The following is a 24,647-nucleotide window of genomic DNA, read 5'->3' as shown; positions in this document are numbered from 1 at the left end:
CCCCATACGAGCGTCAGCCGAAGCCCCCCCACTCTTGCAGCTTCTAGCTGTGCTGCATTGACTTCAATCAATAAATAAAACAATGTTTGATTATCTAAACCTGAACCCACTATCTTATTGCCAGGTATACATTTTTTCCCAATCTATCTCTGACGAAACGGAAATAAAAACATGGCCATCACGCTGAGAGGACCGCTCTAAAATACCCCCTTTTGCTGCGCGTATGGAGACCAGAGCGCCGTCCCCAGCCGCCCTATTTTCAGTAAACAGAGCGCCGCCTTGGGCCGCTATGGTCAACACGGGAGGATGGCCGACACGATCAAGGAAAAGCTCTAACCATGAACCCTGAAGATCAGATGCACCAAGTGCAGCGGAAGTACTATCAGATGACGCCAGACGCACGGGCGCATCAGCCTCAGCATTTGCGACCCATCTGGGACCATGGATTACATACTGCGGCGCGATGGACAGCTTCTCTGAAACAATAGCCCTTGTTAGCTCTTTATCTGGCCCGGTAGCCACCCAAACGATAAAGCCCTTTTCTTGAAGCAGCTCCACCAGCTCCGTCATGGGCTGATAGACCATTTCCTTCAGCGGAGCCCGCGTTGACGGATGCATGCCGGTTAAATACCAACTTCTGGCATTTTCCCGCTCATTTAGCTTTGCATTCCAACGACCGTTTAAAGAAGGTGCCGCCCCGTCTGCCTGCACCTCGGTGAACTTGTAGTGCTGATATGTCCCGCGGCTCCACAGGGTGCCTTCTGCTTCGATGAGTACATGCCGGTGAGTTTCGGGAACGAAATCTGGACTAGCCTCTCGCGTTGCCCGCTCTACGAACTCGACAATCCCATGACGCGCTTCGGATGCTTCCCAACTTGGCAGAATGTTCTCGTGCTCAGCCCCTGTAGGCTTCATCACAGACACTGCACCCATAACAAGCAAAGCAGACCACTTCATGGATACCCTCACTGGACGTTTTGACAGTGAAGCAATTCATAGCAAAAACGAATTCAGGGAATCATAAAATCAAATATAAAATTGAACGGTGAATCGAAACTCAAAGGAGAACGAAAAAACACCAAGATAAGTACAAACCAATAATAAAAATAAGAAAACTATTAACCACGAAAATTCGAAATAAATTCAAAAACAAAGCGGAATATATGCAAATTCTATAAACCGCCTGAGACTGCGTTATTTTAATAATAAAACATTAGCAATTTGCTGCCCCAATAGCTCTCTTGTTTAATTAGGAATTTCGGAGCTAATGCTGTTTTATCGATCGATATCTGCTTTCGCCGTCTCCGCCTCGACCTTCGGCATTAGGCAGCTTCTACTCGTAAGCGTGCTTTGCGGGACCGCTTACGCTCACAGCCCGATCACACCTCAAGAAACAGCGCCAAGCCACTGGTTCTGGCTCCATACAGTTCTACCCTTAGCGGCGATCTTTATTGCCTTAGCAGCTCTCCATTCCAGCCATCTGCGCCTTACTAAGGGCAGCAAACCGTCAGCCCAAATTCCCGATCAGAACGCTATTTCCAAAGAAGGCATCGACGTTTTCGAAAGAACTCTAGATGAAGTCCTACTAGGCAGCGTGACCTCCAAAAAGCGTTTCGAACCTGACGCCCTAGGCAAACTCGGAAGATCTGCTCGCCTGATAAACCGAATTCTAGACCGGTTTCAGGTCGAGCTTTTCCGGCGCTCTTTTGAGGAGGAGAACGCTCAGGAGACAGGCCGCGCCAATCGTCTTTCAACGTTTTCAGAGGGCGCATTCGAAGGACTGATCATTTCCCACCAAGGCCGGGTGATAGAGACCAATCGCGCTTTATGTGACCTTGTCTCCCAAACCGAAAGTGAGATGATCGGCCGCCACCTTACAGAGTTCATCGCCCCTGACAGCATCGAAGAGGCACTTGTGAACCTGAAGTTGGATACAGCCTCCCCCTATGAAATCGAGATAATCAGCTCCTCAGGGGAGTATATTCCGGTCGAGGTTCGTGCCCGAACGGTTGAGATAAACGGTCAAAAACTTAGAGCCACGGCTGTGCGAGATATTCGAGAACAACGCGCAGCCCATGCCCAAATTCTTCACATGGCGCAACATGATCTTCTTACCGGATTGCCAAACCGCCAGCTACTCAGAAGCAGGCTGGAAAAGGCCCTAAAGCGCCAAAAGCAAACGAACAAACCAGTTGCTGTGCTTCTTATCGACATAGATCGCTTCAAGGATATCAATGACCTCTACGGCCACCCTATTGGCGACAAACTCATCAAAACAACCGCAGCGAGGCTTGAGGCCTGCACCGAGAAGAAAGACACTGTTGCCCGATTTGGCGGAGATGAGTTTGCTATTCTCGTAGCCTCTGGAAAATCACGCTCACAGCTCGGCGAACTTGCCAAGAAGATACAAGCAGCCATTTCTGAACCAATTGACGTTGGAAATGGTATTTTGGTTAGAACAACCGCCTGTATCGGCATAAAAATCGCAAAAGCTGATCGCTTAGACCCCGACGCTCTTCTGGCAAACGCTGATATTGCCCTCTACCGCGTGAAAGACTTTGGCCGAAACAAAATCTCGTTCTTCCAAGCGTTCATGGCAGCGGAAGTCGCCCTGCGCCGAACAATGGAAGATGACCTTCGCCTAGCCTTGGAAAAAGGTCAGTTTGAAGTCCATTACCAAGCGCAGGCTCGGACAATGGATCGCAAAACAAGAGGCTTTGAGGCTCTGCTACGGTGGAACCACCCGACCAAAGGCGCTATTTCCCCGGCGCAGTTCATACCAATCGCAGAAGAAACCGGTCTGATTGTACCCATTGGCCGCTGGGTAATCGAGCAAGCCTGTCAGGCTGCAGCGCAATGGCCGCAAACACTTCGTGTGAGCGTCAACCTAAGTCCAGTGCAGTTCTATGACGACCAACTCATTCCGCATATCGAATATGCTTTGCTGCAAAGTGGACTAGAAGCGCATCGTCTTGAAGTGGAAGTTACTGAAAGCATCCTCATCGAGGATGATGCACGAACCCTTTCAGCCCTCAACAAGCTCAAAGAGCTTGGCGTAACCATCGCCCTGGATGATTTTGGTACAGGATATTCCTCGCTCAGCTATTTGCGCCGTTTTCCTTTTGACCGCTTAAAAATCGATCGCAGCTTCATTAGCGGCATAACTCATACGCCGGAGTATCTTGCGATTATTCGCGCGGTGATTGATCTGGGCCACGCTCTGGGCATGGAAGTAATTGCCGAAGGCGTTGAGACTGAAGCAGAAGTCGCGCTGTTGCACTCAGAGCGATGTGACGAGATACAAGGTTACCTTATCGGCCGTCCAAAGCCGCTCAGCGCGTTGGAGCCAATAAGCGACACGTTTCACTACGCAGATGCAAAGGCCGGCACTTCAAAAAAGGACAGCAACATCGTTCGAGCATTAGAAAGCGCCTAAACTACCAAAGCTCTGGCGCTGACAACGCTACACGGCTTTTACCAGCCCCCTGACGTTCAACTCGGATCTGTACCGGAATACGGTCCTTCATCGCTTCAACGTGGCTGATCACGCCCACCTTACGCCCCTGCCCTTGCAGCATCTCCAGCGCATCAATAGCAACGTCCAGCGTATCACCATCAAGCGAGCCAAAGCCTTCGTCAATGAACAGCGTATCGACGAACGACTGACGTCCTTCAAGACCGGACAGCGCCAAAGCAAGAGAAAGCGAGACGAGGAAGCGCTCACCACCACTCAAAGAGCGAGTGGAACGAGGCACATCGCCCATATCCCTGTCTTCAACAAGAATACCAAGACCGCCACTTGCCCGCTGTAAGCGGTAGCGCGGTTTCAGCACCTGTAGCTGTTTGTTGGCGAGCTCTACGAGAAGGTCGAGCGTTACCGCCTGAGCAATCTTTTGGAACTTGTCGCCTTCTGCAGAACCAACCGCACGGTTTACGGCACCCCACGCAGTGAAGTGCTCCTTGGCTTTGTTGATCTCAACCATGAGGCCAGCAGCTTTAGCCCGCGCGGTATCATCAGCCACAAGCTGTGCTTCCACACGGCCCACTTTCACAAGTAAATCCTGATGCTCGTTCTGCGCCTCTTCTATCTTCTGTTCCAGTATCAGAAGAGGATCGGCAGGCATCGGCTGGGCAAGCGCTTTTTCCAAATCGACCTTGCGCAAGCGAACAACTTCACGCGTCTGGATCAACGCTTCATCGATGCGGGCTAACTCGGCCTCAAGAACAGGCAGTTCTGTAACCAGACGCTGACGGGCGGACTGGTATTCCTCGGCACTGACACCGAGTTCTTGCAGCACGGCTTCAAAAGCAGCTTTTGCTTCTGTTACCGTTTTCTCATAGGCAGCAAGGTTTTCCTTTGTGGTCTCGAAGCGGCCTTGAGCGTCTTTCAGCTCCTCAAGCTTACCAACCAGAACAGTGTTGGTTTGCTGGGCAGCGGCGCGCGCACCTGCGCGTTTTTCTGAAAACTCGTCTTGGTGCTGTTTCGTCGGCTTCCCATTCAGCAAGCCAGCTCGCTTTGCCCTCTCCTGTTGGAGACGCTCTTCGAGCAGTTTCAGCTTGCTTTGACCCTCAGCGGCCGAACGCTCTGCGCTTTCACAGGAGCTTCGCAGGCCAGCAATATGCTCAGCAAGTTCAGCAAGACGCTGATCGCAGACAGTAGATGCTTTGTTCGCATCCTCCCATTCGGCAGCAAGACTTCCAACCTTCTGCTTGATGCTTTCCGGCTTCTGCAACATTTCATCGAAAGAGGTTTCCATAAACGCCAGCGGATGAGAAAGCTCCCTGCCAAGGCGGTTCAACTCATTCTGAGTGTTGGTCTTATCGGAGGACAGTTTGACCTTCTGCTGTTCCAGAGAGCCGATTGTACGGCGCTGCTCGTCCCGCTGCTGTTCCTCTTTCTGTGCTTCGTCCTGCAGCTTCTGCAATTCGCCGTAGTCTGCATCAACTTGCGCTTTGAGGCGCTGATAGGCATCAAGGCGCTCACGCCCCTTAGCAGCCTCTCCCGTGATCATCTCTTTGAGCGAGAGCCAGTTTTCGTCTAGGCCGCGAATACTTTGCTTGTCGATGGAGCCACCGACAGACTGCACCAAACTAACAAACTCGCCAACCTGCTCTTCAAAGGCAGGAATGCTCTCTGCAAGAGAATTGGAGATTTCTTCACTGCTGCGCTGACGTTGATCTTTCTCCGCCTCGGCCTTTGCAATCGCAGAGCCGAGCTCCTGCTGCTGCTTTTCAGTGGTTTTGCGTTTTTCGCGAAGCGCCACAAATTCCGCTCGCAGCTCTTCAAAGAGCGCTGTAATCGCAGGCGCTTGCTCACCAACAAATGGATGGTCTATAGAACCACAAACCGGACACGGCTCATCCTCCACCAGCGCCATGCGCAGGTGTGCGCTCACCTCATCCGCAGCTTTGTTGGCAAGGCTCGCCTTACCTTCAGCACGCTCCTCTTGCTCACGAAGACTTTCCAGCTCTAGAGACAGCGCCTCCTTTTGTGCTGTCAGTGCCTCGATGGTACCAGTAAGGTGTTGAACTGCTTCATTTTCTCCGAGCAGACGCTTTTCATTTTGACCAAGAAATCGGCTGTCCCGTTCTAAACTAGAAACGAGACCCCCCAATCGTTCGAGTGTCTCACGGCGGGCTTGCAGCGTTTGAATATCAAAGTCACCAAGCGCGTTTTGCGCCTCATTCAAGCGAGCACGAATGGTCTGCTGCTGCGAGGCGAAACTCTGAAGGCGGCCTTCCAGCTTTTCTTGCAGGTCTTGTAGTTCGTTGGCCCGTTTGAAAACAATCTGCTCTTCGTCTTCAATCTTGGACAAGCGAATAGCCGCGTCCTGCGCGCCGTTGATACGTGTAATGATATCATCACCGCGCTCATGGAACCCTTGAGCAGGCTTGAGGCGGGCAAGCTGATCCTTCAGCTTGTCTTTCAGATCCTTCTGCTCTTCCATCTCGCGTAGTTTGCTGGTCAATTCCTGCTGGAATGCAGAGAGCTGGTCACTAAGTGAACGCGTTTCACGTCTGTGCCCCTCGACCTGATTTCCAAGCTGGCGGACAGCCTCATCAAGACGCTCAGCCTCAGCCCATTGCGGCTGCATGATCGCAAAGTCAGCATCAATCTGCTCTAGAACAGACTGCGCCTTGTCATTTTCTTCTCGGCTAGAGCGCACAATCGCATCGGCCCGAGCAAGGAACATTTCCAGCTTCTGTAGCTGGCTGCGAGCCTCGCCCTCTTGCCGCACAGCATGCTCCTGCGCGACAGCGATTGGCTCGGTTCCCTGAATGCGCTTTAACTGCTCACGCAGCTTGCGCTTGGTCTCATTTGCTTCGCTCTCTCGAACGGCAAGATCCTGTTTGGTTTCAGCCTCTTCCACCTGTTCGCGGGCAATATCAATGCGCTTGAGAATTTCCGCGCCAGCCTTAAGCTCCGCAAGGGCCTTCTGGCGCGCTGCCGCAAAGGCGCGCTGCTCATCAAGCTCTTTTTGCAACTCTCCGCGCTGCTCATCATCCAGCATACCCACCGCATCACAGCGTTTTTCCAACTCGCTCACAGCCTGCTGAGCCGTGCTGGTTTGCTCGTGAATACGCTTGGAAACACGGCGGTAAATATCTGTGCCTGTTACCTTTTCCAGCAGAGCGGCACGCTCTCGGTCACCTGCACGAAGGAAAGCATCAAAGTCGCCCTGAGCAAGCAGAACCGTTCGGCGGAACTGCTCATAGGTAAGACCCAGCTTTTCCTCGACGGCTGCATCCACCTTCTTGATGCCATTCTCGATGGTTTTGTCATCACGAACACGCACCAACTGGCGATCCACGTTCTGCAGGCGACCTGTTGCTTTGCCGCGCGCTCTGCGCACGACCCACTGGCTGCGATAGACCTCCCCGTCGATGCCAAGAAAGTCCACCTCGGCAAAACCGCTGGCAGCACCGCGTGTGAGCACCGATTTTGGGTCGCGCTCGCCATGCGTATCGCCGGAGATATCAGGAACGGACTCGTTAGAGCCATCTGCCGTCAAGCGCGGGCATTTGCCGAAAAGCGCCAAACACATAGCGTCCAGCAACGTAGACTTGCCTGCACCGGTCTCACCCGTAATGGCAAACAGGCCAGCGCCCTTGAGAGGCTGCACTTCAAGGTCAATTTCAAACGGCGCAGCAAGGCTCGCCAGATTTTCACCGCGAATACTTAGAATGCGCACTAGTCGATCTCCGCAAGGACACTATGAAAGAGCTCAAGGTGGCGCGCTTCCGGCCCCTCGCCATGCTCTTTCTCAAAGGCCGTGTAGAACAGGTCCAACGGTTTTATCTCTTCCAATTTCTTCAAACTGACAATTTCGGATGGAGCCGCCTGCCCCTCTTCCTTGGCGCTGACAATGGAAACACCAGTATCGCGCACCGGATAACGAGAGAGGATTTGATCCACTTCCGCCCGTAGCCCCAGAGCAGATGTCTGACGGCGCAGATCCACATGCACGAAAGGCTGTTGCTCAACAGGTAGGTCGGCGTCCAGCTCAAGAGCCTCCAGCGCACCTTCCACTTCTGCAACAAGAAGCCCGTCTTTTCCCTTCAGCCGATAAAACGGTACAGGACGGGTAAGGGCGTGGCGCTCATAGGAATAGCTATCGCCATCAAGCTCAATAATATCAACGCCGTGCTTGTAATTGAGTTCGCTAACAGAAAGAGGGAATGGTGAACCGGAATAACGCACAGTATCGCGCCCAACACGCTGCGGCTTGTGCAAGTGCCCAAGAGCCACGTAAGCGAGGCTCTCGTCAAACACAGTTGCCGGAACAGCATGTTCCCCGCCGATGAGAATGCGTCGCTCGGAAGCTTCGCTCTCATCACCGCCGGAAACATGCAGATGGCCCATGGCAACAAGCGGCGCATCGCCAATCTGCTCACGCGCACCGCTAACAGCCCGCTGATAAAGGTCTGCCACAGCGCGCACAATTGGAGAACCTGCTTCTTTGGCGCTCTCACCCGTCAGCGTAGGCAAGTCACTTGCTCGCGGAAACGGCAGTGCCAGACAGTAAGCCTCAATCACGCCTTCTGCATTTTTCAGCGGCACCAAATGGCGAGATAGGTCCAGCCCACCATCTTTTTGCAGGATCATGCCTACGGCGGACACACCAATCTCTTCCAGAAGAATACCCGGCGCTTCCAAGCGCCCAGCTGGGTCATGGTTACCCGCTGTCATTACCGTAGTGAGATGGGGCCTTGCCCGACGCAGATCCGCCAAGGCATGAAACAGCATGCGCATTCCTTCCGCAGACGGGTTCTGATTGTCGAACACATCACCGGAAATCAAAACAGCATCAACCGCCTCGCGCACCACGATTTCCTTCAGCTCTTTGAAGAAAAACGCATGCTCAAAGGTGCGGTCCCATCCATTGATGGTCTGGCCGATATGCCAGTCTGCCGTATGCAGAATGCGAACTGCCATAGAGGTAAACTATCCCCCCGAAGAGACTCAAAAAACGATCACTGCAGATTAAGGGGCTTTGCCCGCCCTCGCGCTCGTCTTACCCCTTCTTTCCAGAGGTTTCGACCTGTTTTCCAAGTTTTCCTAGGTGCACCCACGCATAATCCTTGGTCAGAAGCGAAGGATAACGCCAACGAACTATGCAGCGCCGACTAACCCAAGGAAAATATCTATAATATCCATAGGCTTAAGTATTTTCAAAATGCCCATCAAGTATGCAAGATAATTTCTTGACCAAATGGTCAAGCATACCTAATCTAAACTTATTGGAGAGGGAAAGTTTCTTTACACGCCCAGTGATTCATATGGGTAAATTTAAACTTATACTTCAAACTCAACTTATAAGTGCCAAGGAATTTACAGGATCCAACCAACACAAAAGCCAGACAAAATAAAAGGCCGGGAAAGACAGCAGAAAAACTGCGCTTTCATCAGCATTGGCAACCGGAGACTTCCTTGCACACACCTTCCAGCGCCCAAAGGGGACGGCGCAATAACAACGAGGAGAGTACACGGAATGACAATCAATAAACTGAAAACGCTATTGGTTGCCAGCGTAGTGGGGGCAGGTCTTGCAACTCCGGCGGCGGCACTTGATGAATTGACCCTTCAGCTGAAGTGGGTCACTCAGGGCCAGTTTGCAGGCTACTATGTTGCGAAAGACAAAGGTTTTTATGAGGAAGCAGGCCTTGATGTAACCATCAAGCCGGGCGGCCCTGACATTGCTCCGCCGCAGGTTATTGCCGGTGGTGGCGCTGACGTTGTTATTGACTGGATGCCATCTGCCCTCGCCTCTCGTGAAAAGGGCGTTCCGCTGGTCAACATCGCCCAACCATTTGCCCGCTCTGGCATGATGCTGACCTGCCGCAAAGAAACCGGCATTACCTCTCCTGAGGACTTCAAAGGACGCACTCTGGGCGTATGGTTCTTCGGTAACGAATATCCGTTCCTGTCTTGGATGAGCCAGCTTGGCATTCCAACAGATGGCGGCGCGGAAGGCGTGACCGTTCTCAAGCAGGGCTTCAACGTAGACCCACTTCTGCAAAAGCAGGCCGACTGCATCTCCACCATGACCTACAACGAATACTGGCAGGTAATCGACGCAGGCATTCCGGCTGAAGACCTTGTTGTCTTCAAGTACGAAGACCAAGGCGTTGCGACACTGGAAGATGGCCTCTACGTGCTGGAAAGCACCCTTGAAGAAGACGGCATGAAAGACAAGCTCGCACGCTTTGTCGCCGCTTCCATGAAAGGTTGGGACTACGCACGCGAGAACCCTGAGGAAGCAGCTGATATCATTCTGGAAAATGACGCCTCTGGTGCTCAGACAGAAAAGCATCAGGTTCGCATGGTAGGTGAGATCAATAAGCTGACTGAAGGCTCTGACGGCACACTCGATATGGCAGCTTACGAGCGCACAGTGGCAACTCTGCTGGCTGGCGGCTCCGATCCGGTTATCACCGCAAAGCCTGAGGGTGCAACAACCACAGTCATCACAGATATGCTGAAGTAACGCTTCCAGCATTAAGACCAGTAAAGGCGGCCCAGCGGGTCGCCTTTTTTGCTTTGATCAGCGTGACGGAGCATCTAATCGATAATGATCGTCACGTTCCCCTTGGTCCTATGCTTTATCGGCTTTGCCCCATAAAGCCCCTTCGGAAGCCATGACAGGTTTGCATAATTAGGGTCTTTCACATGGCTCAAATCTATATCGACACCCAGCACTTGGAATTGCCCTCCATCTGACGGAGCACCAAGCCCGGTGCCAGCAAAGCAAATCTGCTCTCCATCGTAATCAGCAGAACCATCAAGCGGGATAGACTGGGACGATTTGAAAGCCACTTCACCGATAATATGCATGGAGCTAGAAAGGGCACGCATGAGTTCCTCGGCGCTATGGTCGCTTTTTTCCGTGAAGACCTTCACAGGCAGCGTCCAACAGTAAGTCACTGAGCCAGTATCGGCATCCACCTTACCCGGCCCGCTTTCGCCGCCGGAGATTGAAGCCGTTGCGGTTTCTGTATTGATCCGCACCTGAATGAACGCATGAGATGAAGAAACGCTCGCCGCGAGAATAGGAACGCTGAGCAATAAACCCATCGCGGAACAAAAGACCAACCCAACCCTTCCAGCCATACAAATCTCCTTCTAATCGAAGGGAGCACTATGGCGTTAAGCATGGGAAGAAAGAGCTAAACTCGGTTCTAAAGATATAATCAAACTACTCCAAAAGAAGCGCGGTTTTGTATAGGAAGCATGCTTTGCAGGTTCAGCTAAAGCGCAAAAACAAAAAACGCGCCGCAGTTTCCCGCAGCGCGTATTTGCAAGGTCTTAAGCTCCGCTTACTCAGCAGGCTCGAAGTTTGCAGAGCTTGGATTATTTGGATGCGTTGTCCAGTTTGCGTAATCTGCGCTGATAGGCTTATCAGTGCGCGGATCAATCGTGCCAACCGGCATTTGCTCCATGGTGATACAGTCCTGAACCGGACAGACGTTCACACATAGGTTACAACCCACGCACTCCTCGTCGATCACCTCGAACTTTCGAATGCCATCCACCATATTGGTAATCGCTTGGTGAGACGTATCCTCACACGCGATGTGACAGCGACCACACTCAATGCAGAGATCCTGATTGATCTTGGCCTTCGCAACATAGTTGAGATTCAGGTACTGCCAGTCGGTAACGTTTGGCACAGCACGGCCCACTACCTGATCAATGCTGTCATAGCCCTTGTCCTCCATCCAGTCTTTCAAGCCCTCGATCATGTCCTGCACGATCTTGAAGCCGTAAGTCATGGCAGCCGTACAAACCTGCACGTTACCAGCACCAAGAGCAAGGAACTCCGCCGCATCGCGCCATGTAGTTACACCGCCAATACCGGAGATAGGCAGACCGTAGGTCTCAGGATCACGAGCAATCTCGGCAACCATGTTAAGCGCAATCGGCTTAACTGCGGGACCACAGTAACCACCGTGAGTGCCTTTTCCGCCAACAGTCGGGTTCGGAGCCATAAGATCAAGATCAACACCAACGATAGAGTTGATGGTGTTGATGAGAGAGACTGCGTCTGCGCCGCCACGCTTTGCCGCCTGAGCAGGCTTGCGCACATCAGTGATGTTTGGCGTCAGCTTCACAATCACCGGCATGCGCGTGTGCTTCTTCGCCCAACGCGTCACCATCTCGATGTATTCTGGCACCTGACCAACAGCTGCGCCCATACCACGCTCGGACATGCCGTGCGGACAGCCAAAGTTCAGCTCAACACCGTCAGCCTCGGTATCCTCGACCCGCTTGAGAATGCTTTCCCAGTTAGCTTCCTCACATGGAACCATGAGGGACACGACGAGCGCACGATCTTTCCAATCCCGCTTGACCTGCTTGATCTCCTGAAGGTTCACCTCAAGCGGACGGTCGGTAATCAACTCAATATTATTGAGGCCGATAAGCTCGCGGTCCTTACCGTGAATAGCGCCGTATCGCGGACCATTCACGTTGACCACAGCAGGGTCTTCGCCAAGCGTCTTCCAAACAACACCGCCCCAGCCTGCTTCAAAAGCACGAACGACGTTATAGGCTTTGTCAGTTGGTGGCGCAGACGCCAGCCAGAATGGGTTAGGTGACTTAATGCCTACGAAATCAGATCGTAAATCAACCATAGTACTCTCCAATTCAAATCAGCATTAAGCGGTTAAGACAGCGTTGATTGCTTCCGCAGCAACCTTGCCATCCTCAACAGCAGCGACGGTCAAATCTTCACCGCCAGCAACGCAGTCTCCGCCAGCCCACACGTTTGTAAGGGAGGTTTTGCGCTGCTCATCAACCTTGATGCGATCACCCTCAAGCGCGAGCCCTTCGCCTTCAGCAGCAATGTCTTTCGTCACCAAAGTCTGGCCAACGGCTTTGAAAACCATGTCCGCCGGAATTGTCTCAATATCGCCAGTCGCAAGAAGACGACCATTTTCGTTAAGCTCTGTCCGCTCCAGCTCAATACCGGAGACCTGACCACCCTCACCCTTGATGGCGAAAGGCTTACTCCAGAACTTGATCGCAACACCGTTGGTCTGCGCCAAATCCTGCTCAAACTTACTCGCGCCCATCTGATCCGGCCCGCGGCGATAAGCGATAGTCACATTTTCTGCCCCAAGCAGTTTGGACTGAACGGCAATATCAACGGCAGTCATGCCGCCGCCAATCACGACGACATCACGGCCAACAGGCAACTTGGAAAGATCAGAGGCCTGACGAAGGTCTTCGATGTAATCGACAGCATCCTCAACATTCTCAAGATTCTCGCCTTCAGCACGCAGAGCATTCACACCACCAAGACCGATGGAAAGGAACACGGCGTCATAATCAGCCTGCAAACGCTCAAGAGAAAGGTCACGACCAAGCGCCATACCGGAATGAACCGTGATGCCACCGATGGAAAGCAACCACTCTACCTCTTTCTGGGCAAAGTCATTGGTGCTCTTGTAGGCCGCGATACCATATTCATTCAGCCCGCCCATTTTGCCTTTGGCCTCGAACAGGTCGATCTGATGGCCGTGGCTGGCAAGACGGTGCGCGCAGGAAAGACCGGCAGGACCTGCACCAACAACAGCAATGCGCTTGCCAGTTTCAGCAGCGCGAGTGAAGGATGTACCCTCTTTGGTTTCCATAAAGTGGTCAGTAGCAAAACGCTGCAGCTCTCCAATCCGCACCGGTTTGCCCTCTGCCTTCTCGCGAACGCAGGCTTCTTCACACAATGTCTCTGTCGGACAAACCCGAGCGCACATACCGCCAAGAATATTCTCCGCGAAGATAGTCTTTGCAGCCCCATTCGGGTTACCGGTAGAAATCTGGCGAATGAACTGAGGAATGTCGATCGAGGTCGAACAAGCGGTCATACATGGCGCGTCGTAGCAAAAATAGCACCGGTCAGCTTCGACAGCAGCCTCATGCGGGTCAAGGCGTGGATGCAGATCGCTAAAGTTGTCTTTCAGCACCTCGTCCGAGAGGCGCCCGCTTCTAATATCAGCGGCTGTTAAAGTATCGGCCATAGGCCCTCCGGAAGAAAATTTATAATTGAAAATAGAAGAGCTTCATTTAGCGAGCCCTTTCTACGTAGTTTCATTGAGCCAATTTTTGACCAATTAGTCAAATATTTTTACTTAAAAAATAACATGAGACATACAGTCATATTATGTATTCAGTTCAAGAACACTAAGTCAGATTGCAATTTAAGGATCAGATAGTACGGTGTGTGCTTATATTTTGCTCTGGGTGCGCATTTATATTGCACCGCAATCAAAGATTTACAAATTATAGACTTCTCACAATCGAACAACACACAAACAGGACTTATTTACTCATATTATAAATGCATAAAAACTTGTGTTTCGATATTTTCATCTAGGGCACCGAAATTCTTGAGAGTGCTGAGATTGTTCATGATTTGCGAACACTGCGGTCACCGGAGAGCGTCTTGCTGAATACGCCAAACCACCTACCTTGATGGCAAGCAAACGAATTCAAAGGACGAAGCAATGACCACCGTTCAAACCCCAACACTCGCCCCTTTAACAGTCCGCCCTTCCCAATCACGCGGACATGTAGACCACGGCTGGCTCAAAAGTGCCCATAGTTTCAGCTTCGGAAGTTACTACGCTCCTGAGAACACCCATTATGAATCCCTTCGCGTGATCAACGATGATTTCATCGCTGGCGGCGGCGGGTTCCCGATGCACCCGCATAAGAATTTCGAGATTTTCTCCTACATTGTCGAGGGCGCGCTGGAGCATCGTGATTCGATGGGCAACGGTAGCGTCGTCAGCGCAGGTGGCATTCAGTACATGAGCGCAGGCTCTGGCGTAGAACACTCCGAGTTCAATCCATCCAAAACCGAAGCGATGCGCCTGCTACAAATCTGGCTGATACCTAATGAAAAGGATGCAGCGCCAAAATACGATCAGCTCTACCCGAAGCCAGAGGAGAAAGATGGCAAGCTGAAACTTATTCTGTCTCATGACGGAAGAGACGGCAGCCTTCATGTTCGCTCCGACACAGATGTCTATGCTGCATACCTCAAGCAGGGTCAGTCCATCGACTTTGCCGTCAAAGAAGGCCGGCGCGCGTTTGTTCAAATCGTAGGCGGTACACTCTCCTTAAATGGCACTGAGCTAAGTCAGGGAGATGCTGCCCAGATAGACAATTCAGGTGACTTGGAGTTTAGAAACGGAGAGAATGCCGAGTTCATCCTCTTTGAATTCATCTAGACAATACAACAAGAGAGGTGCTCCCATCGGCACCTCTCTTTCTCGTTCTGGCTCGAAGGCTGCAGCGCCTAAAAGGAATGCTTTGCATATATCGTCATTTCCCGATATACACACTTTCGCAAATGATAAAATTCCCACCATTCGTTACCGCCAAAGGCGGTTTCGGCGGTTAAAAGGCTTACGAAATGGCAGTAACCATCTACCACAATCCTAAATGTGGCACCTCTCGCAACACCCTCGCCATGATCCGCCAAAGCGGAGTTGAGCCAGAGGTTATCGAGTACTTGAAGACCCCACCTTCCCGCGAGAAGCTGGTTGAGCTGATCAAGGATATGGGTATCTCTGTGCGCGACGTTCTGCGCCGCAAGGGCACGCCCTACGATGATTTGGACCTCGACAATGAGAAATGGTCTGATGACGAACTCATCGATTTCATGGTCGAGCATCCAATCCTTATGAACCGCCCAATCGTGGTAACAGAAAAGGGCACCGCCCTCTGCCGACCTTCCGAGAAAGTACTTGACCTTCTAGACGGTGATATAGGTTCCTTTACCAAGGAAGATGGCGAAGTCGTCGCTGCCAAGAAGTAGCAAATGGCGCTCAGGCGTTAGCCAAGACAAAAATCTTTTCCAAAGGCCCGCAGAACCATGATTTTGGCTGCGGACCTTTTTCGTGACTTAAGCAAACCCATAAGACAAAACAGCTTTCTGAGCGCTTCATCCATTAACCCTATGGGAAATAATTATTATTTCGGAGCTCGAAATTTCCTGATTTCGGCTGCCACCATCGCGCAACCTTCCCTTACGTCTTGCGCACCCTCTTTATTCAGTTAATATTAAATACTTACATAAATTTGCGCGTTCACTGATGAGCGCCTGCACCTCCGAAGAAAAACAAGAATGCGGAGCGGATTGATGCAGATTGAAATTATTGAGGACATGCAGCGGTTTCTCGAGTTGAAAGAGAACTGGAGCAATGTCTACAAAAATGATCCTGATGCGAACTACTACATGTCGTGGCGTTGGTTCCGGCAGGTCTTTGAGCGGCGCCCGCAGGGATGGTTTATCCTTGCTGCCAAGTCAAACGATCAATCGGGCTACGTGGGTTTCTTTCCTCTTAGACGTCGTTTGGGCATCAACAAGAAGAAAGGCTTCTTCTATGATCAAATTTTCATGGCAGGCAATTTCTCGTCGGACTACACCGGCTACCTCGTAGACAGTAAATACGATGAGCAGGTCATTCCGGCGTTTGCCAAGTTTCTAAGCAAGCAGCCTTGGGCCAGACTGCAAATGGAAAGCCTTCGCTCCAGCCCGGAGCGCCTGTCTCTGTTTATGTCCGGTCTTACAAAGGGACCGTTTGAGTTCCGCGATATCCCCCGCACTAACAAAGCAGACGGCGTAAACACGCTGATCTGTCCCTACGCTGAATTACCAGAGAGCTACGACGAGTTTCTTCAAACCAATCTGTCTTCCAAAACACGTCAGAAAATGCGCCGCTTCACCCGCAAAATGGAAGCGGACGAGACAATGGAAATCCGCCAGATCGACGAGGAGCACTTTGACGAACAGCTCGACATACTTTTGAGTTTCTGGAGAGCTAAGTGGGCGAAGCGCAAAGGTAAGCGCATCGACTACCTCGTGAGTGAATACAAACTCATCTTTGGCGACGCTTACAAAGACGGAAGCCTATTCATTCCCGTCTTCTGGCGAGAAGGACGGCCCATTGGCGGCCTATTCAGCTTCATTGATAAAGAAAAAGGAGAGCTTCTGTTCGTGCTCGCATCACGAGATGAGAGTGTCTCGGATTTCCCGTCAGGGCTTGTCCTTCATGGTCACAGCATTGAGTGGGCCATCAACAACGGTATCCGGTCCTACGATTTCCTTCGCGGTGACGAAGCCTACAAGTATTCCTACGGTCCCAAAGAACGCTTCATCCAAAGCCGCTTAATCTCCACGCGTTCCCGCCGCAATCAAGGGGATGTGCTGGATCCAAGTAGCCTGAACGAAGTGTTTAAAATTGCCACGCAGAGCCACAAAAAAGGGAACTACAAACTGGCGGAAGGTGGCTATCGCCAGATCCTCAAGTCGCGGCCAGATCATCCGAAGGTTCTATACAGCTTCGGTCAGTTGTTGATGCATCAAGACCGCCCAGAGGACGCAGTTAGCGTCTATCAGACCCTTACAGAAACCCATCCGGACAACGTGAAGGTGTGGCTGCGTTATGCTCTTGCGCTCGCCAAATCAGGTGAGTTCGATCAGGCCCGCAAAGCCTACAGGTTTGTTCTCTCCCTTGCGCCAAACCATATTCTTGCAAACGTGAACCTTGCCCAGCTTCTGCTTAAAGCAAGTCGCGAGGATGAAGCTATTTCCCACTTCAAGGCATGTTTGAAGGCTGTGCCGCAGCAAAACGAAGACCAGCGTTTGCAAACCTTTGCGAGCAAGACGATCAAAAATCTGCGTCCGCTAGAAAACACCAAGGGCGTACTGGAAGGGTACTCGGCCATTCGTGTACCTCAAAACCAACGCTCCACCCCTCGCCCACCTTGGCAACGGAGCGGGTTACACTAGCGCTTGCGGAATAAACGCAGAAGTTAGAAGGAGGCCCAACACGCCTCCTTTTTTCTTTAGCGCACCTCATCAAGCCGGGCAGACCCACGGTTTCAACAGCAGTTCCAAGAAAAACACGCCAATCGTTTGACAGCTCGTGAGGGATGCCTAGGGTATGCACGTTTTTGGTAGGATGACAGACGGCAGGCTATGACATTTCTTCTAGGTATTGACGGCGGCGGCACCTCTTGCAAAGCAGTTCTGGCGACTTCAGATGGTGCGGTTTTGAGCGAAGCAAAAGCTGGAGCCTCAAACCTCAATACCGATAGAGAACAAGCCCTCAGCTCAATTATGGCAGCCTGCGCCGCTGCATTCGAAGCAGCCAGCCTTCCCTTTGAGCCGGAAAAAATCACAAATGCTGTTCTAGGTATGGCCGGTGCCAATGTCCTTGGCTCGCTGGAAGACTTCGGCGCCGCTCTGCCTTTTCAAAGCTGCGAGATTGTTACCGACGCGCGTATTGCCTTGGAAGGCGCTCATGCTGGTGAGGACGGAATTATCGCCATTATCGGCACAGGTTCTGCCATCCTTGCCAAGCGCAACGGCGAGATGAAACACCTTGGCGGCTGGGGCTTTAAGCTTGGAGATCAAGCCAGCGGCGCATGGCTTGGCCACAATGCCTTGAAAGAAACGCTTCTTGCCTACGACTGCCTTGCTGGTAGCTCTGCTCTGACAGAAGAGATCCTGCTCCGTTTTAATAGAGAGCCAGATAGCATCATCGCCTTTGCTCAAAAGGCAGCGCCGTCAGACTTCGGCAGCTTTGCTCCTGCTCTTCTGGATGCAGCAAAACAGAATGACCCTCTGGCAAACAAGCTGCTTGATGAAGGTACTCAGTATCTGGAAGCAGCGTTTTCAAGGCTAATGAGCGAAAAGAAGCTGCCTATCGCACTACTCGGCGGGCTATCTCACATCTACATGGAGCGTCTGTCGCCAGAATTTCAGGCGCTCGTCACCGCTCCGAAAACCAATGCTCTACGCGGAGCCCTTCTGATGGCACAGAAAAACGCTGGGGCCCGCGCTTAGGCAGGCTCCCTTTCCACGTTATTTTCCTGCGAAAATTCAGCGATCAGAAAATCAACGAACGCACGGGTTTTCGCAGCCAAGTGAGTACGATGCGGATAGACGGCATAAATGCCCGTTGGGGCTGGCTCATAACCAGTTAATACCGGAACCAGCTTGCCAGCTTCCAGCTCTTCTTCCACCACAAAGGACGGGATTTGCGTTAAACCGATCCCGTCAATCGCGCAGGCCACCTCTGTCTCGGCGTTGTTGGCATGCAGAATTGGGTCAACAGTAACAGACAGCGCCTCACCATCCGGCGCAAAATAATCCCAGATGTTTGGAATAGCCTTGTTGGAGTAAGCAACGCAGCGGTGATGAACTAGGTCCTTCGGTTCTAACGGCTCCCCAAACTCGGCAAGATAAGCGGGAGAGGTAACCGTCATCAAACGAGATGTCGTAATTCGCCGCGCTATTAGGTTGGAGTTGCTGAGCGCACCAATTCGTATTGCAACATCAACACCTTCTGCAACCAGATCGACAAAACGGTCGTTGGCATTCACATCTACCCGCACATGAGGGTGTTGGCGCATAAACTTCGGCAGCACCTTATTCAAATGCGTATGGCTGAAGCTGACCGGCACGCTCACCCGCAAACTTCCCCGCGCTTCTGCCGCTTCATTTACAACGCACTCCTGCGCGTAAATAGCATCTTCAATGAGTTGCTGCGTACGTTCGTAAAACACGCGCCCTTCATCCGTTAAGCGCACACTGCGCGTTGTCCGCTGCACGAGCCGAACCCCTAAACGCTCCTCAAGGCGCACAATCTCTTTACTCACGTGGGAAGGAGAATGATTGAGACTATCAGCAGCGGCAGAGAAGCTACCCAAGCGGCCAACTTCCGCAAAAACTTGAAGCCCCTGAAAGAGCGAGCGATTAGAACTCATTTGGAAACAATCTTGTTCAATCTAAACTATTAATTACGAGCGATACGCAATCTAACGTATCTCCAGTTGATTTCAAAGACAAATGTCTTCACTGGAGGTCGCCGAAAATGAGAGACAAATTTCTCTTCGTTGTGTGCTTGAGCTTTGTATTCATGCTCGCACCTTTTGCTATCGATATGTATCTTCCGGCCCTTCCGGCGATAGCAAATGATCTAAATACAGGTATCGGTTCGCTTGAGGCGACCGTTGCTATCTTGCTGATCGGCTACGCTATCGGCCAGCTGGTCCTTGGCCCGCTATCAGACCGCATCGGGCAAAAGCCCGTCCTCATTGGCGGCCTCATTGTTTATGCAGCGGCCAGCTTCGGAGCGTCCTTCGTCACATCTATTGAGCAGCTTTATGTACTGCGCCTCTTCCAAGCATTTGGCGGGGCCGGAGCGGTTGTGGTCTTTCCAATGGTCCGTGCGCGTTACAACGAGGAAACCAGCACCAAGATCATTTCCTACATCATGGGTATGACGGTTATTGCGCCCCTCATTGCACCCATCATTGGTGGCTATCTGTTTGTGCTCGCAGGCTGGCCGTCGATCTTCACCGCTCTCGCCGTGTTCGGCGTCATCGCTCTGTCCATGGCCTTTGTCGTTGTAAAACCTTCGCCAGCGCAATCCCCTGAACAGCCACGAGAAAATCCGCTCACCTCCTACGTTTCAGTCCTGTCTAACTGGCGCGCTGTGACACACATCCTTACCGGATCTCTCGCATTTGCTGGCCTTTTCACATTCGTTGCAGGCTCCCCATACGTCTACATCACCCACTTTGGCGTAGCCCCTGAGAACTACGGCTATCTCATCGCCTTCAACGCCTTCGCAATGATGGCCGCAAACATGGCGAATGCCCAGTTCTTCGCCAAAATCAATCCCACAACCAAGGCGACTGCTGGCGCACTGACCCTTGCTGTAATCGCCCTTGGCCTCGCCACCCTCGCGTTGACACAAGCTACCCTACTCTGGGTCGTCGTAGCTGTTGCCCTCTATGTGACAGCGATGGGCTTCACGGCAACCAACGCAATCGTCGGCGCTCTATCTGTACTGCCTAGCCAGAACGGCACAGTGTCTGCTCTCAACGGCGCTCTGCAGTTTACGATTGGAGCAGTGGCCAGCTTCATCGTCTCCCTGCTGCACAGCAGCGGACCAACTCAGATGCTCGCGATCATGGCGATCTGTGGCTTAGGCTCAGCCCTCTTCGCCCTCCCCCTTCTTCGCAAATCCGCAACCACCATCACACCAGCAAACGCATAACTCTTTGAACCCAATCTTTCGAAAGGACATACTATGAAACTCTATTCAGCAATCGGAACCTGTGCCACTGCCATCCATATCGCTCTGGAATGGACCGGAGAGCCATACGAGGTCGAGCAGCTTGACTTCAAAGCAATGAAGTCTCCGGAATACCTTAAGATCAATCCATCTGGCGTCGTGCCGACCCTGACTGACGGCGACATGGCCCTACCTGAAGGCGCTGCTATTCTGCTCTACTTGGTCGATAAGTTCCCTGCCGCGAACATTGGCCCAGCTCCGCAAGACGCAAACAGAGCAGACCTTCATCGCTGGCTTGTCTATCTCTCCGGCACGCTGCACCCGTACTTCTGGCCACACTTCATGCCAATGCGCTTCACAACCGATGCAAACGGACATCAAGCAGTACAGGAAGCCTCTCATATTCTGGTCGACAAGAGCCTCACCCTGATCGACCAACATCTGGATGGCAAAGAGTGGATGGTAGGCAATGAGAAGTCCGTCGCCGATGCTTTCCTCTATGCCATGGCATCTTGGGCATACGGGTTTGAAAAACCAACCAGCGCTTACCCGAACATTCATCGCTTGATGCAAAGGCTGGCGAACGATCCTGCGGTTCAAAAGGTGCATGAAGCCCAAGGAACGGCATCCAAAGCCCTAGCTGCTTAACGGTTATTACGAAAAAGCCCCGCAGCTCTTGGAACTGCGGGGCTTAATTTTTTGAGTAGTCTCAAATCAACGGGCGCGTTTTGGCTTTGCACCGCCACGATGACCGGAAGCAGGGCGCCCCCCTTTCGCAGCAGGCTTGGCGCGCTTTACGCCAGTCGGTGCGCTTCCGTCACCCTTTTTCACTCCGCCAGCTTTGCCCGCAGCAGCTTTCGGCTTTTTAGGTCCACGGGTTTTAGCGGCGACCAGCTTTGGCGCATCAGGAAGCGCGGTCACGTTTGCCGTTTTTCTCTTCTTCTTCGGTGAGCTGGAAGACTTGGTCTTGCCCTTGCCCGAGCGACCCTTCTTAGGTGTCTCCTCGGACATAAACCAGCCGTAGCCTTCAAGCTCTTCGATAGACTGGCGGGTGAGATGCTCAATCGTCGTCAGCATGCCGCGATCTTCCGGCAAGCAGAAAGTAATCGCGCTACCTTCACGCCCTGCACGAGCAGTTCGGCCAATACGGTGTACATAGTTCTCGGGCACGTTCGGCATGTCGTAATTGATGACATGAGAGATGCCGGAGATATCAATACCGCGTGCAGCAACATCGGTTGCAACGAGAATTTTAACGTCACCGCGTTTGAAAGCATCAAGGCTGCGCTGACGCTGTCCCTGAGAACGGTCACCGTGGATCGCCTCTGACTTAAAGCCAGCTGCGTTGATGATCTTGGAAAGCTTCGAAGCACCATGCTTTGTGCGGCAGAAAACGAGAACGCTTTCAATCGCCTCATCACCAAGCAGATCCAGAAGCAAAGATTTTTTCTGCGAGCCGTTGATGTGCGCCACTTTCTGGCTCACCTTCTCGGCAGTTGTTGCAGCAGGCGCTACTTGAACTTCGACAGGATCACGTAGGAACTTACGGGCAAGGCCGGAAATTTCCTTCGGCATAGTCGCGGAGAACAGCAAGGTCTGACGCTGCTTTGGCAGCAAACCAGCCAACTCGCGCAGTGTGTGAATGAAGCCAAGGTCCAGCATCTGGTCAGCTTCATCAAGAATGAAGATCTCCAGATCATTGAAGTGCAAGGAGCCGCGACGCTGCAAGTCCATCAAGCGGCCCGGAGTAGCCACAAGAATGTCCAGCCCGTTCTTAAGCGCGTTGATCTGCGGGTTGATGGAAACACCACCCACGACGCTACCGATTTTCAGCTTGGTGTCGCCAGCATACACTTTGATGTTGGTGTAAATCTGCTCGGTCAACTCTCGCGTTGGCGAGAGGATCAAGGTGCGAACACCGCGAGGAGATGGTCGCTTATTGCTCTGCAATAGCAACTGGATTGTTGGCAGCGAGAAGGCCGCTGTCTTACCTGTACCGGTTTGAGCAAGGCCCAAAAGGTCGTTCCCTTCCAACAACGGAGGAATAGCCTGCTGCTGGATCGGGGTTGGTTCACTATAGTTTTTCGAGGCTAGAGCCGTCACAAGGCTCTCGATAAGGCCCAGTTTTGCAAAGTCGCTCAACGAGTGTTCTTTCTGGTTTTGGGCCACGGTCGACTATCCAGAACTTATGTCTGGACTCTCTAGCGGGAGGTCGTTCCGAAAAGGCCGGTCTTGCAAGTGCTGCGGTCCCTCTAAACATTGGGGATTTGACCGGCGCTTGCCATAGCAAAAGAGCTATATGGAATATGAAGTGGTTTCAAAAATCTGGAAACCGATTGCGTTCATCTGTTGGTTTCCTCATCAAAAGTCAAGTTAAAACTCGTAGATGCCGCATACCGGCGCACACCATGCGCCTGGCAAACAACCACTGGCAGTCAGCGCAAAGCATAACCACAACTTTTGATTTTTCAGCCTGCGGCACCCGCAAGCATACTATGCTCGTATGCAGCCAAGCATTTCTTTGATTTTGATGGGAAGGTGGTAGGCCCGGAGGGACTTGAACCCCCAACCAGTCCGTTATGAGCGGACGGCTCTAACCACTTGAGCTACAGGCCCTTACCAAGGACTTTCCTATACCAAGCCAATGCCCCTAGTAAACACCGGAATCCCTGTTTTCAGTCAGTTCATACAGTGGAACCTGTTGAAATCACGGGATAGCGGAAATTGGTAGATGCGATTGTACTAGCCACTGCGCATAGTAACCTAAGCTATACGCCGGAGATCTTTGATCCCGCGACCTGCTATAAGATATAAGAATGACAAGATCGTCACTGAACGACATGCTATTGGAGCACACGGATGCGACAGCCCCTAGTCCAGTTCACCCTTGCACTGCTGATGCTTTGCATAATCGGATGGTTGTTCTACGTCGGGCGCTCTTTACTGGTGCCATTCATCATCGCGCTGGTGCTATGGTACATCATTAATTCCGTATCCGCAGCCCTGCTCCATACCCCTTACATTGGCAAGTACTTGCCCAAGTCCATCACCATTGTGATGGCTCTTTTCCTTATATTCTATGCCCTTACTTGGGTGTTCAATATCGTAACCGTTAACCTGCAACAGCTTGCTCAAGATGCTCCTATTTACCAAGAGCGCCTCGATCAGGTTCTGCTAACGGTATCCGAACAGTTGAAGCTGAATGATACGTTGACCCTTGGCGACATCATTCCAAACTTCTCTATATCGCACGCCATATCGACGGGCGCAGGCTTGCTGACAACCGTTGCAGGGTCCAGCTCTCTCATCATTGTTTATGTCCTCTTCCTCATTTTTGAAGCGAACATCATCGATAAAAAGCTGGCGGCGCTCTTTGCAGATTCCAACAACGCCAAACTTGCGTTCGCAATCCGTGATGAAGTTTCCCGCCGCATGCTGCGCTATGTGGGCATCAAAACCGGTGTAAGCATCGCTACCGGCCTCTGTACCTACGCGCTTCTGGTCACTGTCGGCCTGCCGTATGCTGCGCTATTTGCCTTCATTACATTCATGCTGAACTACATTCCGACCATCGGCTCCATGATCGCGGTTATCTTCCCGAGCCTGTTCTCATTGGTCTACTTTGATACGCTGGCGCCGTTCTTCATCGTGACCTTTGGTCTTGTCGCCATCCAGTTCACAATCGGTAGCATCATCGATCCACGCCTCATGGGCACAAGCCTCAACATTTCTCCGCTGGTCATCATGCTGTCGCTGAGCTTCTGGGGGTCGCTCTGGGGCGTTATCGGCATGGTACTCTGCGTACCGCTGATGGTACTCGTCATCATGATCTGCGCGCAGTTCCCGAAATCACGACCCATCGCGATTTTGTTGTCGGGCAACGGGGATGTTGGCGAGCCGATTGTGCACAAAGACTGATTATTCCCTAGAATTGTCAGTGCTTTAACAAAGAACCGCCAGATCTACGCCACAATTACACTGGTAAATACAACTCAAAGTAACTGGATCGAAAATGCGATCCCAAAAAAATTTTCTCTCAAGGAGCAATC

General features: G+C 52.0%; 17 protein-coding genes and 1 tRNA gene. 9 read left to right on the top strand and 9 right to left on the bottom strand.

Going from position 1 to position 24,647, the window contains the following annotated elements; genetic code table 11:
* Positions 1–114: 114 nt before the first annotated feature.
* On the bottom strand, positions 115–957 hold the full coding sequence (locus tag E1162_RS17835) for a hypothetical protein (protein WP_155134251.1): 843 nt from the start codon (positions 955–957) through the stop codon (positions 115–117).
* A gap of 310 nt (positions 958–1,267) precedes the next feature.
* Here E1162_RS17835 and E1162_RS17830 point away from each other — a divergent pair, with 310 nt between their 5' ends.
* Positions 1,268–3,436: a putative bifunctional diguanylate cyclase/phosphodiesterase gene (locus E1162_RS17830; protein WP_155134248.1), complete on the top strand. Its 2,169-nt coding sequence runs from the start codon at positions 1,268–1,270 to the stop codon at positions 3,434–3,436.
* A gap of 1 nt (position 3,437) precedes the next feature.
* On the opposite strand, the gene E1162_RS19800 is transcribed toward E1162_RS17830, so the two are convergent.
* Complete coding sequence (locus E1162_RS19800; RefSeq protein ID WP_155134245.1) at positions 3,438–7,193, bottom strand: AAA family ATPase; 3,756 nt, start codon at positions 7,191–7,193, stop codon at positions 3,438–3,440.
* The gene (locus E1162_RS17820) at positions 7,193–8,437 is read right to left on the bottom strand and encodes an exonuclease SbcCD subunit D (protein ID WP_155134242.1); all 1,245 of its coding nucleotides are present in this window, start codon (positions 8,435–8,437) and stop codon (positions 7,193–7,195) included. Before E1162_RS17820 ends, E1162_RS19800 begins: the two co-directional genes overlap by 1 nt.
* A gap of 556 nt (positions 8,438–8,993) precedes the next feature.
* Here E1162_RS17820 and E1162_RS17815 point away from each other — a divergent pair.
* On the top strand, positions 8,994–9,989 hold the full coding sequence (locus tag E1162_RS17815) for an ABC transporter substrate-binding protein (RefSeq protein WP_155134238.1): 996 nt from the start codon (positions 8,994–8,996) through the stop codon (positions 9,987–9,989).
* Positions 9,990–10,063: 74 nt separating this feature from the next.
* On the opposite strand, the gene E1162_RS17810 is transcribed toward E1162_RS17815, so the two are convergent.
* From E1162_RS17810 to E1162_RS17800, 3 genes are all read right to left on the bottom strand, one after another.
* Positions 10,064–10,612: a hypothetical protein gene (locus E1162_RS17810; protein ID WP_155134235.1), complete on the bottom strand. Its 549-nt coding sequence runs from the start codon at positions 10,610–10,612 to the stop codon at positions 10,064–10,066.
* Between the two features lie 206 nt (positions 10,613–10,818).
* Complete coding sequence (gene preA, locus E1162_RS17805; protein ID WP_155134232.1) at positions 10,819–12,135, bottom strand: NAD-dependent dihydropyrimidine dehydrogenase subunit PreA; 1,317 nt, start codon at positions 12,133–12,135, stop codon at positions 10,819–10,821.
* A 24-nt stretch (positions 12,136–12,159) separates the two neighbouring features.
* The gene (locus E1162_RS17800; protein ID WP_155134229.1) at positions 12,160–13,518 is read right to left on the bottom strand and encodes an NAD(P)-dependent oxidoreductase; all 1,359 of its coding nucleotides are present in this window, start codon (positions 13,516–13,518) and stop codon (positions 12,160–12,162) included.
* 486 nt (positions 13,519–14,004) lie between these two features.
* Between E1162_RS17800 and E1162_RS17795 the strand changes: the two genes are divergently transcribed.
* From E1162_RS17795 to E1162_RS17780, 4 genes are all read left to right on the top strand, one after another.
* A complete protein-coding gene (locus E1162_RS17795) occupies positions 14,005–14,733 on the top strand; it encodes a pirin family protein (RefSeq protein ID WP_155134226.1) in 729 nt (242 codons plus the stop codon).
* Between the two features lie 185 nt (positions 14,734–14,918).
* Complete coding sequence (arsC, locus tag E1162_RS17790; RefSeq protein ID WP_155134223.1) at positions 14,919–15,323, top strand: arsenate reductase (glutaredoxin); 405 nt, start codon at positions 14,919–14,921, stop codon at positions 15,321–15,323.
* Between the two features lie 324 nt (positions 15,324–15,647).
* Positions 15,648–17,300 carry a GNAT family N-acetyltransferase gene (locus tag E1162_RS17785; RefSeq protein WP_257099100.1) on the top strand — a complete coding sequence of 551 codons (1,653 nt, stop codon included), beginning with the start codon at positions 15,648–15,650 and terminating at the stop codon, positions 17,298–17,300.
* Between the two features lie 189 nt (positions 17,301–17,489).
* Positions 17,490–18,359, top strand: coding sequence for a glucosamine kinase nucleotide-binding domain-containing protein (locus tag E1162_RS17780; protein WP_155134217.1), 870 nt, complete (start codon positions 17,490–17,492; stop codon positions 18,357–18,359).
* Here the strand turns inward: E1162_RS17780 and E1162_RS17775 are convergent.
* Positions 18,356–19,282, bottom strand: a complete 927-nt coding sequence (locus E1162_RS17775; RefSeq protein ID WP_155134214.1) for a LysR family transcriptional regulator — start codon at positions 19,280–19,282, stop codon at positions 18,356–18,358. The two genes, E1162_RS17780 and E1162_RS17775, sit on opposite strands and share 4 nt — an antisense overlap.
* Before the next feature lie 107 nt (positions 19,283–19,389).
* Here E1162_RS17775 and E1162_RS17770 point away from each other — a divergent pair, with 107 nt between their 5' ends.
* Positions 19,390–20,580 (top strand): multidrug effflux MFS transporter, encoded by a 1,191-nt coding sequence (locus tag E1162_RS17770; RefSeq protein ID WP_155134211.1) that lies wholly within the window; start codon positions 19,390–19,392, stop codon positions 20,578–20,580.
* Positions 20,581–20,613: 33 nt separating this feature from the next.
* On the top strand, positions 20,614–21,246 hold the full coding sequence (locus E1162_RS17765) for a glutathione S-transferase family protein (RefSeq protein ID WP_155134208.1): 633 nt from the start codon (positions 20,614–20,616) through the stop codon (positions 21,244–21,246).
* A gap of 66 nt (positions 21,247–21,312) precedes the next feature.
* On the opposite strand, the gene E1162_RS17760 is transcribed toward E1162_RS17765, so the two are convergent.
* Positions 21,313–22,767 (bottom strand): DEAD/DEAH box helicase, encoded by a 1,455-nt coding sequence (locus tag E1162_RS17760; protein ID WP_371312009.1) that lies wholly within the window; start codon positions 22,765–22,767, stop codon positions 21,313–21,315.
* Positions 22,768–23,137: 370 nt separating this feature from the next.
* Positions 23,138–23,214: transfer RNA gene (locus tag E1162_RS17755), tRNA-Ile, on the bottom strand.
* A 243-nt stretch (positions 23,215–23,457) separates the two neighbouring features.
* Between E1162_RS17755 and E1162_RS17750 the strand changes: the two genes are divergently transcribed.
* Positions 23,458–24,516: an AI-2E family transporter gene (locus E1162_RS17750; RefSeq protein WP_155134205.1), complete on the top strand. Its 1,059-nt coding sequence runs from the start codon at positions 23,458–23,460 to the stop codon at positions 24,514–24,516.
* The last annotated feature ends 131 nt before the right edge of the window (positions 24,517–24,647 follow it).

The sequence above is a fragment of the Pseudovibrio flavus genome, assembly GCF_009711345.1.
GTDB classification, from domain to species: Bacteria; Pseudomonadota; Alphaproteobacteria; order Rhizobiales; family Stappiaceae; genus Pseudovibrio; species Pseudovibrio flavus.
The sequence above is the reverse complement of the archived record's forward strand: the minus strand, read 5'-3'. Positions and strand labels throughout refer to the sequence as shown.

Coding starts and splice junctions, on each gene's coding strand:
- E1162_RS17835 (WP_155134251.1), bottom strand. CDS start 957: ATGAAGTGGTCTGCTTTGCTTGTTATGGGTGCAGTGTCTGTGATGAAG.
- E1162_RS17830 (WP_155134248.1), top strand. CDS start 1,268: ATGCTGTTTTATCGATCGATATCTGCTTTCGCCGTCTCCGCCTCGACC.
- E1162_RS17820 (WP_155134242.1), bottom strand. CDS start 8,437: ATGGCAGTTCGCATTCTGCATACGGCAGACTGGCATATCGGCCAGACC.
- E1162_RS17815 (WP_155134238.1), top strand. CDS start 8,994: ATGACAATCAATAAACTGAAAACGCTATTGGTTGCCAGCGTAGTGGGG.
- E1162_RS17810 (WP_155134235.1), bottom strand. CDS start 10,612: ATGGCTGGAAGGGTTGGGTTGGTCTTTTGTTCCGCGATGGGTTTATTG.
- preA (WP_155134232.1), bottom strand. CDS start 12,135: ATGGTTGATTTACGATCTGATTTCGTAGGCATTAAGTCACCTAACCCA.
- E1162_RS17800 (WP_155134229.1), bottom strand. CDS start 13,518: ATGGCCGATACTTTAACAGCCGCTGATATTAGAAGCGGGCGCCTCTCG.
- E1162_RS17795 (WP_155134226.1), top strand. CDS start 14,005: ATGACCACCGTTCAAACCCCAACACTCGCCCCTTTAACAGTCCGCCCT.
- arsC (WP_155134223.1), top strand. CDS start 14,919: ATGGCAGTAACCATCTACCACAATCCTAAATGTGGCACCTCTCGCAAC.
- E1162_RS17785 (WP_257099100.1), top strand. CDS start 15,648: ATGCAGATTGAAATTATTGAGGACATGCAGCGGTTTCTCGAGTTGAAA.
- E1162_RS17780 (WP_155134217.1), top strand. CDS start 17,490: ATGACATTTCTTCTAGGTATTGACGGCGGCGGCACCTCTTGCAAAGCA.
- E1162_RS17775 (WP_155134214.1), bottom strand. CDS start 19,282: ATGAGTTCTAATCGCTCGCTCTTTCAGGGGCTTCAAGTTTTTGCGGAA.
- E1162_RS17770 (WP_155134211.1), top strand. CDS start 19,390: ATGAGAGACAAATTTCTCTTCGTTGTGTGCTTGAGCTTTGTATTCATG.
- E1162_RS17765 (WP_155134208.1), top strand. CDS start 20,614: ATGAAACTCTATTCAGCAATCGGAACCTGTGCCACTGCCATCCATATC.
- E1162_RS17750 (WP_155134205.1), top strand. CDS start 23,458: ATGCGACAGCCCCTAGTCCAGTTCACCCTTGCACTGCTGATGCTTTGC.